At 74.5% G+C, this 14,565-nt stretch carries 14 protein-coding genes; 3 read left to right on the forward strand and 11 right to left on the reverse strand.

The window, feature by feature from the left end:
* Positions 1 to 13: 13 nt before the first annotated feature.
* The 3 genes from KPL57_RS35165 to KPL57_RS35175 form a co-directional block, all read right to left on the reverse strand.
* A complete protein-coding gene (locus KPL57_RS35165; RefSeq protein WP_226354874.1) occupies positions 14 to 1,765 on the reverse strand; it encodes a BCCT family transporter in 1,752 nt (583 codons plus the stop codon).
* 140 nt (positions 1,766 to 1,905) lie between these two features.
* Positions 1,906 to 2,451 carry a Dps family protein gene (locus KPL57_RS35170; protein ID WP_178374752.1) on the reverse strand — a complete coding sequence of 182 codons (546 nt, stop codon included), beginning with the start codon at positions 2,449 to 2,451 and terminating at the stop codon, positions 1,906 to 1,908.
* Positions 2,452 to 2,486: 35 nt separating this feature from the next.
* Complete coding sequence (locus tag KPL57_RS35175) at positions 2,487 to 2,651, reverse strand: hypothetical protein (RefSeq protein WP_168172166.1); 165 nt, start codon at positions 2,649 to 2,651, stop codon at positions 2,487 to 2,489.
* 98 nt (positions 2,652 to 2,749) lie between these two features.
* On the opposite strand from KPL57_RS35175, the gene KPL57_RS35180 reads away from it, so the two are divergent.
* Positions 2,750 to 3,709 (forward strand): ring-cleaving dioxygenase, encoded by a 960-nt coding sequence (locus tag KPL57_RS35180; RefSeq protein WP_226354875.1) that lies wholly within the window; start codon positions 2,750 to 2,752, stop codon positions 3,707 to 3,709.
* A gap of 15 nt (positions 3,710 to 3,724) precedes the next feature.
* Here KPL57_RS35180 and KPL57_RS35185 read toward each other — a convergent pair whose 3' ends face one another.
* The 8 genes from KPL57_RS35185 to KPL57_RS35220 form a co-directional block, all read right to left on the reverse strand.
* A complete protein-coding gene (locus KPL57_RS35185) occupies positions 3,725 to 4,087 on the reverse strand; it encodes an STAS domain-containing protein (protein ID WP_226354876.1) in 363 nt (120 codons plus the stop codon).
* Complete coding sequence (locus KPL57_RS35190) at positions 4,084 to 5,196, reverse strand: B12-binding domain-containing protein (protein WP_226354877.1); 1,113 nt, start codon at positions 5,194 to 5,196, stop codon at positions 4,084 to 4,086. The genes KPL57_RS35185 and KPL57_RS35190 overlap by 4 nt, the downstream gene beginning before the upstream one ends.
* Complete coding sequence (locus KPL57_RS35195; RefSeq protein WP_226354878.1) at positions 5,193 to 6,842, reverse strand: PP2C family protein-serine/threonine phosphatase; 1,650 nt, start codon at positions 6,840 to 6,842, stop codon at positions 5,193 to 5,195. Before KPL57_RS35195 ends, KPL57_RS35190 begins: the two co-directional genes overlap by 4 nt.
* Before the next feature lie 128 nt (positions 6,843 to 6,970).
* Positions 6,971 to 7,777, reverse strand: coding sequence for a YqjF family protein (locus tag KPL57_RS35200; RefSeq protein ID WP_226354879.1), 807 nt, complete (start codon positions 7,775 to 7,777; stop codon positions 6,971 to 6,973).
* Positions 7,774 to 8,448, reverse strand: coding sequence for a DUF4383 domain-containing protein (locus KPL57_RS35205; protein WP_226354880.1), 675 nt, complete (start codon positions 8,446 to 8,448; stop codon positions 7,774 to 7,776). Before KPL57_RS35205 ends, KPL57_RS35200 begins: the two co-directional genes overlap by 4 nt.
* A 118-nt stretch (positions 8,449 to 8,566) precedes the next feature.
* A complete protein-coding gene (locus KPL57_RS35210) occupies positions 8,567 to 9,721 on the reverse strand; it encodes an AI-2E family transporter (RefSeq protein ID WP_226354881.1) in 1,155 nt (384 codons plus the stop codon).
* A 46-nt stretch (positions 9,722 to 9,767) separates the two neighbouring features.
* Positions 9,768 to 11,237 carry a cell wall metabolism sensor histidine kinase WalK gene (locus tag KPL57_RS35215; RefSeq protein WP_226354882.1) on the reverse strand — a complete coding sequence of 490 codons (1,470 nt, stop codon included), beginning with the start codon at positions 11,235 to 11,237 and terminating at the stop codon, positions 9,768 to 9,770.
* Positions 11,234 to 11,938 carry a response regulator transcription factor gene (locus KPL57_RS35220; protein WP_226354883.1) on the reverse strand — a complete coding sequence of 235 codons (705 nt, stop codon included), beginning with the start codon at positions 11,936 to 11,938 and terminating at the stop codon, positions 11,234 to 11,236. Before KPL57_RS35220 ends, KPL57_RS35215 begins: the two co-directional genes overlap by 4 nt.
* A gap of 137 nt (positions 11,939 to 12,075) precedes the next feature.
* On the opposite strand from KPL57_RS35220, the gene KPL57_RS35225 reads away from it, so the two are divergent.
* Together KPL57_RS35225 and KPL57_RS35230 are read left to right on the forward strand one after the other, a co-directional pair.
* Positions 12,076 to 12,594: a CvpA family protein gene (locus KPL57_RS35225; RefSeq protein WP_226354884.1), complete on the forward strand. Its 519-nt coding sequence runs from the start codon at positions 12,076 to 12,078 to the stop codon at positions 12,592 to 12,594.
* An 87-nt stretch (positions 12,595 to 12,681) separates the two neighbouring features.
* On the forward strand, positions 12,682 to 13,383 hold the full coding sequence (locus tag KPL57_RS35230; protein WP_226354885.1) for a hypothetical protein: 702 nt from the start codon (positions 12,682 to 12,684) through the stop codon (positions 13,381 to 13,383).
* Positions 13,384 to 14,565 lie beyond the last annotated feature (1,182 nt).

The following is a 14,565-nucleotide window of genomic DNA, read 5'->3' on the forward strand; positions in this document are numbered from 1 at the left end:
CGGGCGTCGCGGGTCAGTCCCGGTCGCGGCCGGAACGCTCCCCGCCGGAGTCCGACGGCGCGGTCCGGGTCGTCGCGAACTCGGCCACCGCCGTCTCCGAGAGCATCGGGTCGTCGGTCTCGGGCTCGGTGTTCGAGCCGGTGATCCCCTCCCCGCTCTCCGACGGCGACGTGCTCCGCCTGCTGCTCTCGCGCAGCCCCTGGGACGGTGACGGCTCGACCGGCAGCGCGACGACGAACCGCTCGTCACGCAGGGCCCGGGTCAGTCCGACGGCCATCAGGATCAGCACGATCCCCAGCGGCAGTCCGGCCACGATCGACGCCGTCTGCAGCGCGGAGAGCGCGTCGGTGCCGGCGACCGCGCCCGCGGTGAGCAGCACCGCCGCGATCACACCTTCCAGCACCGCCCAGAACAGCCGCTGCTGCCAGCGCGGGTTCGGGTCGCCGCCGTTGGTGAGGATGTCGACCACCAGCGAGCCGGAGTCCGACGAGGTCGCGAAGAACAGCACGACCACGAAGATCGTCAGCAGGGACGCCAGCAGGACCACGAACTCGGGCACCGGCAGCTGGGCGAGCAGCACGTAGATGGCGGTCTCGGGTGCCGCCTCGGCGAGCGGGTCGGCCGGGTCGGCCTGCACGAGCTCCAGCGCGCTGTCACCGAAGACGGTCAGCCACACCATCGACGCGCCGACCGGTGCGAACAGGCAGCCGGCGACGAAGTTGCGGATGGTGCGGCCGTAGGAGATCCGGGCCAGGAACATGCCGACGAACGGCGACCACGAGATCCACCAGCCCCAGTAGAACAGCGTCCACGAGCTCTGCCACTCCGCCGCGGTGCCGTTGCCGCCGTCGGTGAAGGTCTCGAACGACAGGCCGGGCACCTCCTGGACGTAGGTGCCGATGTTGGAGGCGAGGCTGTTGAGCAGGTCGCGGGTGGGGCCGAAGAAGAACACGAACAGCATCAGCGCGAGCGCGAGCCACAGGTTGATCAGCGCGAGGCGCCGGATGCCCCGGTCCAGCCCCAGCATCAGCGAGGTGATCGCGACGGCGGTGATCACCGCGATCAGCACGACCTGCAGCGTGGTCGTGTTCTCCCAGCCGAAGACCGCGTCCAGGCCGGCCGCGACCTGCTGCGCGCCGATGCCCAGCGAGGTGGCCAGGCCGAACAGCGTCCCGAACACCGCGATGATGTCGACGAGGTAGCCGGGCCAGCCGTTGATCCGGTCCTTCAGGATCGGGTACAGGGCGGCCGCCGGGCGCAGCGGCAGGCCCTTGCGGAAGGCGAAGTAGCCCAGCGACAGGCCGAGCACGATGTAGATCGCCCACGGGTGCAGGCCCCAGTGGAAGAACGTGTAGAGCATCGCGTTCCGCGCGGCCTCGGGCGACGAGCCGTCCCCGGTCGGCGGGGCGGTGAAGTGCGAGATCGGCTCGGACACCGCGTAGAACACCAGGCCGATGCCCATGCCCGCGGTGAAGAGCATCGCGAACCAGGAGACGTTGCCGTACTCCGGCGTCGAGTCCGACGGGCCGAGCTTCACCCGGCCGTACCGTGAGGCCATCAGCACGATCACGAAGACCAGGAAGCCGGTGGCGGAGAAGATGTAGAGCCAGCCGAGCGTGCCGGTGATCCAGGCGTTCACCGACTCCGCGACCGCCCCGAGCGATGCCGGGGAGACGACCCCCCACAGCACGAACGCCACCGCCAGCAGGGCCGAGGTGACGAAGACGGGAGGACTGGTGTGCTCCCGTAGGTATCGGACGATCACTGTTTCCCCCTCGACGTGGATGTGCGACGCCGACACCTATCACGATCCGTGCTTTCCGGTCATATCGGACGAGTGCACGACGAAGGCCCGGACCCGCACGACGGCGGGACCGGGCCTCGGGGGCCGAACGGCCGGGTGGGTCAGCGCGCGGCGTCGGCCGCGCCCGCCTCACCCGTGTTGCCCTGCGTGTTCAGCGAACCGTCGGCGTTCTCCAGGTGCGCCCGGACGAACCACTGGTACTGCTCCAGCTCGCCGGCCTGGGCGATGAGCATGTCCTCGGTCACCGGGTCGAGCGCGCCGACCTTCTCGATCTGGGTGCGGTGGTCGGAGATGACCCCGGTGTAGACCACGTCGAGCGCGCCGAGGTGGGCGATCGCCTGGTCGCGGCCGATCGAGTAGTCGTCCCAGGTGCGGTCCTTGACCAGCGCGCCGGGGGTGCCGTTGGGCGAGCCGCCCAGGGTCGCGATGCGCTCGGCGACGTCGTCGACGAACCCGCGGACCGCGTCCACCTGCGGGTCGAGCATCTCGTGCACCGCGATGAAGTTCGGGCCGATGACGTTCCAGTGCACGTGCTTGAGCGTGAGCTGGAGGTCGTTCAGGGCGTGCAGACGGTGCTGCAGGATGTCGACGACCTGCTCGGCGTCTCCGCGCTCGAGGCCGGGGACGGTGTAACGGATCGTGGCCATGGTTCTGTGCAGTCCTTCCGTGACGGGTGCGTGGTTCAGGACGCCGCAGTGCGGGGGTCGTCGTCCGCGACCGGCTGGGCGTCGAGGTGGACGCCGTCGCCGTCGGGGGTCTCGTCGACCGGGGTGTCGCTCTGCTCGGTCGGGACCGGGTGGCTCGTGCGCTCGTCCTGATCGCGCTGGTCCTTCTCGGGCGTCGTCATGACGACCGGGTACCCCGGTCGGGCGGGTTTCATGTCCGGCGTCGGCGGCCCCGGGAACGGGTAGCCGGTGGGGAGCGACCATCCCGAGGAGCGATGCGATGACCCCCGGAACGACCGTCACCCCGCACGGGCTGCACCACGTCACGGCGATCGCCGGGGACCCGCAGCGCAACGTGGACTTCTACACCACCGTGCTCGGCCTGCGGCTGGTGAAGCGGACGGTGAACTTCGACGCGCCCGAGGTCCACCACCTCTACTACGGCGACGAGGCGGGCCGCCCCGCCACCGTCCTCACGTTCTTCCCGTGGCCCGACGTCGAGCCCGGCCGCCAGGGCGCCGGCCTGACGACCGCCACCGCGTTCGGCGTGCCGCCGGAGTCGCTGGGCTGGTGGCAGACCCACCTCGCCGCGCTCGGCGTCGACGCCGACGACCCCCGCACCCGGGACGCGTCGTCGGGTGCCGAGGAGGTCCTGACCCTGCGCGATCCCGACGGGCTGGTGATCGACCTCGTCGCCGCGCCCGGCGACACCCGCTCGGGCTGGGACGGCGCCGGCGACGTGCCCGCCGAGCACGCGGTACGCGGCCTGCACGCGGTGACGCTGTCCGAGGCGGACCTCGAACCGACCCAGCGGATGCTCACCGACCTCGGCATGACCCACACCGGCGACGACGGCGCCCGCAGCCGCTTCCGCACCACCGGGGACACCGCGACGGCCGTGGACGTGCTCGGCGGCGTCGACGGGCGCGGGGTGCAGGCCGGTGGCACGGTGCACCACATCGCGTTCCGGGTGGCGGACCGGGCGACCCAGGAGCAGTGGCGCACCGAGCTGGTGGCCCGCGGCCTGGAGGTCACCGAGATCCTCGACCGGCAGTACTTCACCTCGATCTACTTCCGCGAGCCCGGCGGTGTGCTGTTCGAGATCGCCACCGACGAGCCCGGCTTCACCGTCGACGAGCCGCTGCTCGAGCTCGGCCGCGCGCTGAAGCTGCCGCCGTGGCTGGAGCCGGACCGGGCGACGATCGAGGCGAACCTCCCCGCGCTGCGCGACCGGGGGTGACCGCCGGCCGTCCGCTCAGGTGTCGAGCCGCTGCTCGCGGGCCGGTCCGTCGGCCCCGGTGAGGTGCTCCAGGGTGTTGGTGACGCGCAGCAGCCGCTCCAGCGCGCCGGCCCGGTTGTCCAGGTGCAGCTCGACGCCCGCGGCCCGGGTCCGCCTGCGGATCATCAGCAGCGACGACAGACCGTAGGAGTCGCAGTACTCGATCCCGGCGCAGTCGATCCGCAGCTCGCGCAGGCCGTGCCGGTCCGCCAGCAGCGCGGCGACGGCGTCGGTGAGCGCGTCGGAGGTGGCGTAGTCGAGGTCACCGGCCGGCGCGACCGTCGCGAGGTCCGGCGCGGGGCTGGTCCAGGTCAGGGTCAGCTCTCGCGGGTCGCTCATGCGGGCCTTCCGGTTCGGTGCAGGGTCGTGGGGTCGGCGCCCTCGGCGACGGCGCCGGCCGGGACGGGGGTGCCCGCGCCTCCGGTGAGCACCGGGGACGTCGTCGCGTGCCGCAGGAGCTCCGACGCCCGGGTGAAGTCGCGCAGCTCGTCGCCGAGCAGGTCCAGGACCGGCCGCAGGACGGCCACCGGCACCGACCGGGCCTCGAGCACCTCGGCGGTCCAGCCGAGGAACTGCTCGAACAGCTCGGCGTCGCCGGTGTAGAGCGCCACGGACAGGAAGTCGACGATGTGCCGGACGTCCTCGGCGGTGTGCTGGCGCTGGGCGTCGTCGTATCCGGCCATCGCCGGGACACGGTCGGGCAGGCGGTCCAGCACCGTGGCGACCAGCCGCGGGGCACTGCGGGTGACCAGGGTGTACTCCTGGTCGGACAGGTGCGGCAGGTCGTCCATCGGCTGGGCGTGCGGGTGCGCCGGGGCGGGCAGCCCGTCGGCGAGGGTCTCGGCGGCGGCCCGCGCGTCCGGGGCCCAGGCGTCGGCGCCGAGCAGGCGGGCGTAGCGGCCGTCCGTGCCGAACGCCCGGCCGCCGACGATCACCGGGACACCCGCGGCCTGGCAGGCGGTGATCGTCGCGTGCGCGGTCGGCAGCCGGGTCGCGATCGACGACGACAGCGCCACCGCGTCCGGTCCGGTCCTGTGCAGGTGGGTGATCAGGTGCGCCGCGGGGACCTGCGCGCCCAGGTAGTCGACGGTGAACCCGCGCAGCCGCAGCACCTCGGCCAGGAGCCGGGCGGGCAGCGCGTGCCACTCGCCGTCGACGCAGGCCACGGTCACCCGGCCCTGCCCGCCGCCGTGCCGGCCGCTGGTCAGCGACAGCGTGCTGATCACGCGCTCGTTGATCGCGGTGGCGGCGTGCTCCTGGGCGACGGAGATGCGGTTGGCCGCCCACTCGAGCCCGACCCGCTGCTGCACCGCGCCGATGACCTCGAGCAGCACGGTCTCGGCCTCCAGGCCGTCCCGCAGCGCGTCGACGACGACGTCGACCGCGCTGTACTCGTCGCCGCGCAGCACCGCGTCCCAGAGCAGATCGGTGTAGCGCTCGGCCGTCATGCGGTGTACCTGCCCCGGCCCGACCCACCCACCGCGGTGAGGTGCCGGCCGCGCGGGGCGGTGATCGCGAGGACGGCCATGTCGTCGTGGGAGTTGCGCCCCACCCACTCGGTGGCGAGCATCTGCACCCGTTCGACGACCGCCTCGGCCGGCATCCCGGCGCACTCGGCGGCCGCGCGGCGCAGGCGCTCCTCGCCGAACTGGTCGCGCCCGAGCGGTCCGCCCTGGGCCTCGGTGATGCCGTCGGTGAACAGCAGGCAGGTCTCGCCGGGCCCGAGCCGGGTCTCCCAGGTCGACGCGTGGATCTCGGGCAGCGCCCCGATCAGCGTGCCGAGCGTCGCCGCCTCCTCGACGCGGCCGTCGGCGCGGATGATCAGCGGCGGCGGGTGGCCCGCGCAGGTGATCCGCACGCGCACGTCCGCCCCGCTGCGCGACACCGACGCCAGCACCAGCGTCACGAAGCGGGCGTGGTCGTCGGAGAGCAGCGCGTTGTTGAGCAGGTGCAGCAGCCGCAGGTGGTCGTCGGCCATCGGCAGCAGCGCGTGCACCGCGCTGCGGATCTTACCGGTGAGCACGGCGGCCTCCAGGCCCTTGCCGCACACGTCCCCGAGCACGGCGAGGGTCTCGTCGGAGCCCTCCGCGCCGGGGTGCACGTCGTAGAAGTCGCCGCCGACCCGCTCGGAGTCCTGCGCGGGCCGGTAGCCGCCGGCGAACTCGACCCCGGAGACGTGCTGCAGCGACGGCGGCAGCAGGTCGCGCATCAGGGTCTCGGTGATCGAGGCCTGCTGGGCGAACATGCGAGCCGCGGACATCGCGAGACCGGACCGGGCGGCGAACTCGCGGGCGGTCGCCTCCTCGCCCTCGCTGAACGGCCCGGTGTCGGCGCGGCGCAGCAGCACGATGGCGCCGGCCGGGATGCCGTGCCCCGGCAGCGGGGTCACGACGATCGAGCCGACCTCGCCGAACCCGTCCGGCGTCACCCAGGCGGGGGCGACGGCGGGGTCGATCCAGCGCGAGGGGACCGGCGGGAAGCCCTGCAGGGCCTCGGCCAGGCCGGGGACCTCGTCCGGGTCGATGCGCAGGGCCCGGTGCCGGACGGGGCCGTCGGTGACGGCGTCGACGACCTGGAACTGCCCGCGGGTGCCCGGGGTCATCACGAGCGCCCCGTCGGCCAGCCTGCTCACGGCGAGCTGGGCGGTGACCTCCATGCAGCGGCCCAGGTTCAGCGAGCCCAGGAGCGCGGCCGAGGCCTCGGACAGGAACGCGGCGCGGGCCTGCTCCAGGTGCAGCTCGTCGCGGATGGACCGGACGTCGGTGACGTCGATCAGCCACCAGGTGACCGAGCCGTCCTCGTGCCGGACGGGCTGGGCCTCCAGCGCGCGGCCGTCGACGATGTCGGAGAACGCGGTGGGGACCCCGCGGTCGGCGCCACCCGCGGTGGCCAGCCACGGGGCGACCCGGGACAGCGGGTACCCGGTGCGGGCGCGGGGGAGCAGCGCGCGTGCGGCGTCGTTGGCCTGCAGCACGGTGCCGTCGGCGCCGACGGTGAGCGCGGCACAGGGGGCGTCGGTCCAGCGCCGGTCGACCACGGCCGGCGTGTCCGGAAGCACGGTCGCGTCGCCGGTCGTCGGCTCCAGTTCGGTCACATCAACTCCTGGCCCTCGACGGGCCGGTCGTCGGCGCCCGGGAGACCCGGGGCGCTGATCGCCCCACGGTACCCCCGACGCGACCTGCGCTCATCCGGGGCGCGCTGCGCGCGTACGGATGCGCGCCCTCAGCGGGCCGCGCGCACCCGGTGCCAGCCGCCGAAGCGCACCGGCAGGCCGGGCGAGGTCAGGACACTGTCCGGCGGTCCCGACGGCGGCGCGGCACCGGCCGCGGCGACCAGGTCCTCGTCGAGGTCGAGCAACTCGGCGCGGTGCAGCGGCCAGCGCGGGTGGTCGTTGCGCCAGCGCACCGTGCCCAGCGGACGCCGGGTGTGCAGCGCCCAGCGTGCGGTGAGGAAGTGCTCGAGGTCCCCGGGTACGGCCAGCGGGGCGCCGGTGCGGACCCGGGTCCGTGCGGAGACACCGCGCGGGCCGGGGAAGCGGCGTGTGCAGCTGTAGGCGATCTCCTCGCCCTCGGCGACCCGCCCGGACACCGTCGACGGCGACCAGTCGTAGGGCAGCGCCGCGACACCCCGCGCGGCGAGCACGGGCAGCATCCGGTCGGCGTCGAGCGACCGGAACACCACACCGCGGCGGCCCTCGTCGTCCACCGAGTAGAGCCGGACGTTGGTCTCGGCGAAGCTGCCGAGCCAGGGCAGGCCAGGCAGCGGGCCGAAGCCCAGCCGTCGCATCCGGAAGTGGACGAGCCCGATCCAGGTGACGCCGTCGTGGACGTCGGGACGGGTCCGGGGCGGCAGCAGCGGCGCCACCGCGGCGGGATCGGCCCGCCAGTGCAGGAACACCACGTCGGCCCAGTACTGGTGCAGCAGCGGGTGCCGGACCGGTGCGGGCGGGTCCGGGGTGACCGGCTCGGGCGCGACGCCGGCCGGCACCGGCGCGGTGCCCCGGCCCGGTGCCGTGCGGCGGCCGGTCACGCCGGTGCGCCGCCGCGCTCGGTGCGGGCCCGCCACGCGTCGCGGCGCTCACCGGTGTCGCGGATGGTGTCGACCTCGGCGAGCATGCGGCGCTGCTCCTCGGTCCCGCCGCCGTTCGCGACGAGCCGCTCGGCGTCGGCCAGCGAGCGGGCCGCGGCGATGTCGGCGGCGCCGTGCGGCAGCCGCTGGTCGCGGTCGTCGCCGCCCTGCGCGTCGACGTCGTGCTTCTGCTCGGCGGCGTAGGGGCTGTCCGCGGGCAGCCGCCCGCTGAACCGGCCGTAGGCGCCCAGCACCAGCATCACCAGGCCCACGAGCAGGCTGAACACGACGTTCGGCATCCGGAACGCCAACAGGTTGTACGGCGTGCCGATGAGCAGCACGTTGACCACGCCGGACAGCAGGAACAGCACGCCGACGGTGACGCTGACCGTCGAGGCGAGCCGGCCGCCCCGGACGGCGGCGCCGACCAGCACTGCGCCGACGACCACCGAGACGGTCGACAGCAGCAGGTTCGTGGACAGCCCCAGCACCGGGGACCCGGTGGTGGAGAAGAAGTCGAGGTTGTTCGTGAAGCCCAGCACCCCGAACACCAGGAGCATGATCCCGACGAGCAGGCTGCTGACCCGGTGCAACCCGTTCAGCCGGCGTGCGTCGGACCCGATCGATGACATGACGTCGTCCTCCGTTCGTCGAGCGAGGCACTCCGGGGATAGCCGGTCGCCTTCGCGGACAAACCACGCTGACCTGCGAAGGTGTGCCGTGTCTCGAAACCCGGATCCGGGTTGCGGATCAGACCGGGCCGGGGAGTGCGACGGGCCCCGGGCCCTCGCCGCGCAGCGGCCGCGCCGACCGCGGGTCCAGTGGGTCGACGGTGCCGGCGTCACGCAGCGTCCCGTCGCCGGGGCGGCGCAGTGAGCGGACACCGGCGTCGGCGAGGGTCACCAGCGGCACCGCGAGCAGGGCGCCGGGCACCCCGCCGACGATCAGTCCGGCACTGATCGGCAGCACCACCGCGAGCGGGTGCAGCCGTACCGACCGGCCCAGCAGCAGCGGCTGCAGGATGTAGCCCTCGACGTTCTGCACGATCAGGAGCAGGCCGATCACGAGCAGCGCGTCCACCCAGCCGCCGGACGCGAGCGCGACGAGCACCGCCACGATCCCGGTGACGACGGCGCCGATGGTCGGGACGAACGCGCCGAAGAAGATCAGCGTGGCCAGCGGGACGACCAGCGGGACACCGATCACCCACAGGCCGATCGCGGCGGTCACCGCGTCGACCGCGGCGACGACGACCGTCGCCCGGGTGTAGCCGACCAGCGACGCGAACGCCCGCCGGCCCGCGACGTCGGCCCGCCGCCGCACGTGCTGCGGCACCGCGCCGAGGACGAACCGCCAGATCCGCGCCCCGTCGTGGATCAGGAAGATCAGCACGAACAGCATGAGCAGGGTCTCGGCGGCCAGCTCGCCCGCGGTCCCCAGGGCGCCGATCACGTTGTTCGCCAGCGCGGCCTGGTTGCGCTGCAGGGTGTCGAGCAGCGACTGGAAGACGGCCGCGAGCTGGGTGTCGTCGAGCCGGAACGGCGGCCCGGCCAGCCGGTCGCGCAGCGCGACGACCGTCTCCCCGATGCTCGCCGACAGGCTCGGCAGCCCGTCGAGGAACGCCGCGACCGCCCACCACAGCACCCCGACCGCCACCGCCAGCCCGCCCGCGACGACGACACCCGTCGCCACACCGCGGGGCACCAGCGGCACCCGGTTCACGACCCGGGCGAGTGGCGCGAGCAGCGCGGTCAGGATCAGCGCGAGCACCACCGGCACGACCAGCACCGCGAGCTGCGCGATCAGCCACAGCACGACGGCGACGGCGGTCGCGACGAGCAGACCGCGCCAGGCCAGGCTCGACGCGATCACCAGACCCCGGGGGATCCGCGGTTCCTCGGTCACCGCGGCCTCCCGGATCGGACGGTGTCGGACTGACGGTTGCGTGACGTCACGACGGTAGTCCGCCGGTGCCGTCCGGGCCCGTCACGGGCAGGGTGAGGACGAAGGTGGCGCCGTCGTCGTCGGGCGGGCAGGTGAGGTCGCCGCCGTGCGCGCGGGCCAGGCCGCGGGCGATCGCGAGGCCGAGCCCGGCGCCGCCGCTGTCCCGGTCGCGGGCGTCCTGGAGCCGGACGAGCCGGTCGAAGACGCGCTCGCGGTCGCCGTCGGCGATCGGGGTGCCGGTGTTGCGCACCGAGACCGACACGGTCCCGGCCGCCCGGTCGGTCCGGGTGACGACCTCGATCCGCCCGCCGTCGGGGGTGTGGCGGCGGGCGTTGTCGAGCAGGTTGGCGAGGATGCGCGACACCGCCTGCGGGTCGGCGCGCACCGCGGCGGGCTCCCCGTGGCCGTCGACGGTCAGCCCGGGCGCGAGCACCGCGGCCCGCCGGGCCTCGGCGCGGGCGATCCCGGCGACGTCGACCTCCCGTGGCGCCACCGCGGTGCCGCCGTCGATGCGGGCCAGGTCGAGCATGTCGGTGACCAGCCGCCCGGCCCGGCGCGTCTCGCCGAGCAGCAGCTCCAGGCGCCGGGTACGGCGGGCGGGGTCGGCGTCGGGCCCGGACCGCTCCAGCGTCTCGGCGACGGCGGTGATCCCGGACAGCGGTGTCCGCAGCTCGTGCGCGGCGTCGGCGAGGAACACCCGGGTCCGCTCGGCCTCCTCCCAGGAGCGCCGCTCGGCGTCGGTGAGGGCGTCGAGCATGCCGTCCATCGCCGCCGCCGCGGTGCCGAGATCGGTGTGCGGGCGGTCGGGCCGGAGCCGCGCGTCGCGCTCGCCCGCGGTGATCCGCCCGGCGAGCGCGGTCATCCGGTCCAGCGGGCGCAGCGCCGTCCGCACGACGAACGACACCGCACCGAGCGCGACGAGCAGGGTCACCAGCACCGATCCGGCCAGCACCGCGCGCAGGCCGTTGCGGACCTGGGTGACGTCGGAGGCGTCGGCGACGAGCTCGACCTTCGCACCGTCGCCGGCGTCGAGGGTCACGGTGCGGCTGCCGGTGTCCGGCGGGACGGGTGGGCGTCCGCCCGGGACCGGGGCGGCAGGTGGGCTGCTCGGGTCGTCGGTGCGGTCACCACCGGGGCCGCGGTCCGGCCGGCCGGCGGGCGGCGGGGTCCCGGGCGGGTTCAGTCCGGGGTCGCCCATCACCTCCCCGTCGGCGGTGGTCACCTTGATCCGGATCTGCTGGCCGGACAGCCCGGTGACCAGCTCCTCCGGGGTGGCGCCCGCCGCGATCAGCTGCTGGGCCTGCACCACGCGGTCCCGCAGCCGGGAGTCGAGATCGGACTCCAGGCGGGCCCCGAGCAGGACGTCGACGAGCACCACCACCAGGACCAGCAGCACCGCCACCACCCCGAGCACCGCGGCGGTGACCCGGCGGCGCAGCGACGGGGTGGCGGTGCGGGCCTGCGCGGCGGAGCTCACGACGGCCCGCGCAGCGAGTAGCCGAGGCCCCGCACGGTGTGCAGCAGCCGGGGGCCGTGCGCCTCCAGCTTGCGGCGCAGCGCCGACACGTGGACCTCGACGAGGTTGGGGTCGTAGGCGTCGTAGCCCCAGACCGAGCGCAGGATCTGCGCCTTGGACACGGTGCGTCCGCGCTGCTCGGCGAGGTAGGTGAGCAGCCGCAGCTCGGTCGCGGACAGCTCCAGCACCGTCCCCCCGCGGGAGGCGACGGCGGCGTCCGGGTCGAGGACGAGGTCGCCCACCTGCACCGCGGACGGCAGCCTGCCCCGGCGGCGCAGCACCGCCGCGACCCGGGCGACGAGCTCGTCGAGCGCGAACGGCTTGAGGACGTAGTCGTCGGCGCCGGCGTCGAGCCCGCGGAGCCGGTCGGCCAGCGCGTCGCGCGCGGTGAGCATGACGATCCCGGCGTCCCCGTGCCCGCGCACGACGTCGATGAGGTCGAACCCGTCGCGCCCGCCGGGCAGCATCACGTCCAGGACGACGAGGTCCGGCCGGAACGCGGCGAGCCGCTCCTCGAACGCGACGCCGTCGACGACGCCCTCGGTCACGTGCCCGGCGTCGGCCAGCGCGTCCACGACGGACTCGCGGATGGCGTCGGAGTCCTCGAGCACCAGGACCCGGGTCGTGGGGCCGCGGCTGTCGTCGTCCTGGCGTGTGCTCACGGGGACAAGGGTGCGCCGCGAGGCTGAGGGGGAGCTGAAGGACCCGCCGGTTTCAGGTCCGTCTCAGGTACCGCGGGCACTGTCGTGTCAGACACCGAGACGACGGGCCGCCCGGCCCGCGGCGCGGAGAGGAAGAGATGACCCTGCTCGACGTGATCGTCCTGATCATCGTGGTGGCCGCCGCGATCGGCGGGTTCCACCGCCTCGGCGGCGTGGCCCGGGCCGGGCGCCTGCTCGGCCTCGTGGTCGGTGCCGGCCTCGGCGCGGCCTGGGGCTCGAACCTGGCCCGCTACGGCGACACCCCCGACTCGGCCTGGTTGTGGGGCCTGGTCGGGGTGATCGCCGGTCTGCTGCTGGGCTCGCTGGTCGGCGGGTTCCTCGGCGGACTGGTCAGCCGGGTGCTCGCCCGCGGCAAGCTGTCCTTCCTGGACCGCATCGTCGGCGCCGTCACCGGTGCCGTGACCGCACTGCTGGTGATCTGGCTGGTCTCGTGGGTGGTCCCCGCGGTCGTGAGCGCCGAGGCGCTCGCCCCCGTGACGACGCTCGCGCAGTCCCTGGGCGGCAGCCGGATCGTCGACTCGGTGTCGGAGCTGCTGCCCGCGACGACGTCCGCCGCCCGCGACGTCGTCGACGCCGCGCGGCCTCCCGCCAGCTGATCCCACCCGACCCCCAGCGGTCCGCCGTCCGGCGGTCCGCGACCCGCCGCTGCCCTCTTCCGGGCACGGCACTGTCCGAGGAGAACCATGAACGACGAGAACCGCACCCCCCGCGACGACGACGACCGTCCCACCGACCGGCAGCCCCCGGTCCCCGCCGACGAGACCCCCACCGCCCACACCCCGACCCCGCACGTCCGGGACGGCGTGCACGGCGGGGGGACGGTGGCCGCCGCCTCCGACGCGGGTGACCCTCCGCGACGACGCCGGTTCGCCGCCCTGCGACGCCGGTCCGCGCTGCCCGCGGTCGCGGCCGGCGTGATCGGCCTGGTCGTCGGGGCCACCGCGAGCGGCCTGATCGTCGGGACCGCGTTCGCCGGACCGGGCGACGGCCCCGCCCGCACGGCGGTCGCCGCCGACGGCCGCGGCCCCGGTGGTCCCGGCGGACCCGATGGCTCCGGTGGCCCCGGTGGTGAGGCCGGTGGTCCGGGCCGCGGACCCGACGGTGCCGGTCCCGGTGGCCCCGGTGGCCCCGGTGCCTGCGGTCCGGCCGGTGGTCCGGGTCGTGACGGCGCGACTCCGCCCGCGCCGCCCGCCGGGGCCCCGACGCCGCCCGCTCCGGGCGCCGCCCCGGCCGCCCCGGGTGCCACGGCCCCGGGTGCGACGGCTCCGCGCCAGGGCGGTGCCGCTGCTCCGGCCGCTCCCGCGGCCCCTGCTGCTCCCGCGGCTCCGGGGTCGTCCGCCGCTCCCGCGGCGCCCGCGGCTCCGGCCGCTCCCGCCGCTCCGTGACCCCGTACGCGCGGCGACGCCGACCGGTGTCGCCGCGCGTGGGGGAGGGGAGAAGGGAGTGCTCCTCGTCGGATCGCGTCGCGCATTCGCCCCCGACGCGCTGCAGGACCCGACGAGGAGCACTCGACGGACCAACGCGCCGGAACGGGCACGGATACCCCCCTGATGCGGTGACGACGCGGGCCCGGACACCACCATCGGTCGTCCCCGCAGGTCAGACGGGTCGTCGTCATGTCTTCGTGACAAAAAATCGGTGGGTGGCCCGGGCCGTCGAGTGCCGATCCGGGGGGACACCCGCCGTCCGTGGTGGGCTCCGGGAGCCGGAACGGCGGGACGGAGCCCCCTCGGCCCCGGGACCGTCGGGGCCGGAGGGACGCGGCCGAGCCCCACGCGGCCGGCCCGGGATCGCACGCGGGCGGACCGTTGCGGCGATCGTTCAGCTCGTCCCTGCCGGCGCTCCGCTGTGGACGACCTGCCACGCGACGGCAGAGGACGGGCCGGACCCGACGGTGGGCCGGAACCGGGCACCTGCACCGTGACCACGGGTCGTCGTGCGGGGCGGGGCCCCGGCCGACGGCCGGAACCGGGCCACGGCGGTACCGGACGAGCACGGGGCGGCGCACCACGACCGCACCCTGACTGCGCAGGTCACGGGCCGATTCGAGACCTGAACGGATGGTGGCCCGACCACCGAGAAGACCACGTCGACAACTCATCGCGAAGAGACCGTGGTCGGCGTCACACAGATCGGTGATCGTCCGTATCGCCCGGTGAGAGGGTGTCGGTAACCAGGAGTTCGCCTCCGCCCACGGCGATGACCTGCGACGACGCCTGGTGTTCGCCCCGAGGACCCCCCGGTTTGACGGCCCCGGACACCGTGCCGTAACTTTCTTCCTGTCAGCGAGTGAGCCGGACAGAACGGGCCCTGAGAGGCCCGGTCAACAGGCCCCGCGGACAGCGACCCCCGGTGGTTCACCGAGTTTCTCGGTGTGGTTATCTTTGTGGGTCAAGGCGATCCGTCTTCAGGATCCCGCTTCCTTTTCAGGGGGTTGGGTGATTGCGGTGCGGGTGTCTTTTGAGAACTCAACAGTGTGTCGAGCTATTTATTCGGTTTGGCGTTTTGTGCCAAATTGTTTGTTTGGTTGCAGCATTCGATCCCGTCGGGTGTTGTGGCCAGTTGTT

This window comes from Pseudonocardia sp. ICBG601, assembly GCF_020496245.1.

Bases quoted from the DNA above. Each gene is read 5' to 3' on its own strand.
- KPL57_RS35170 (WP_178374752.1), bottom strand. From the start codon at position 2,451: ATGGCCACGATCCGTTACACCGTCCCCGGCCTCGAGCGCGGAGACGCC.
- KPL57_RS35230 (WP_226354885.1), top strand. From the start codon at position 12,682: ATGAACGACGAGAACCGCACCCCCCGCGACGACGACGACCGTCCCACC.
- KPL57_RS35225 (WP_226354884.1), top strand. From the start codon at position 12,076: ATGACCCTGCTCGACGTGATCGTCCTGATCATCGTGGTGGCCGCCGCG.
- KPL57_RS35185 (WP_226354876.1), bottom strand. From the start codon at position 4,087: ATGAGCGACCCGCGAGAGCTGACCCTGACCTGGACCAGCCCCGCGCCG.
- KPL57_RS35190 (WP_226354877.1), bottom strand. From the start codon at position 5,196: ATGACGGCCGAGCGCTACACCGATCTGCTCTGGGACGCGGTGCTGCGC.
- KPL57_RS35175 (WP_168172166.1), bottom strand. From the start codon at position 2,651: ATGACGACGCCCGAGAAGGACCAGCGCGATCAGGACGAGCGCACGAGC.
- KPL57_RS35180 (WP_226354875.1), top strand. From the start codon at position 2,750: ATGACCCCCGGAACGACCGTCACCCCGCACGGGCTGCACCACGTCACG.
- KPL57_RS35205 (WP_226354880.1), bottom strand. From the start codon at position 8,448: ATGTCATCGATCGGGTCCGACGCACGCCGGCTGAACGGGTTGCACCGG.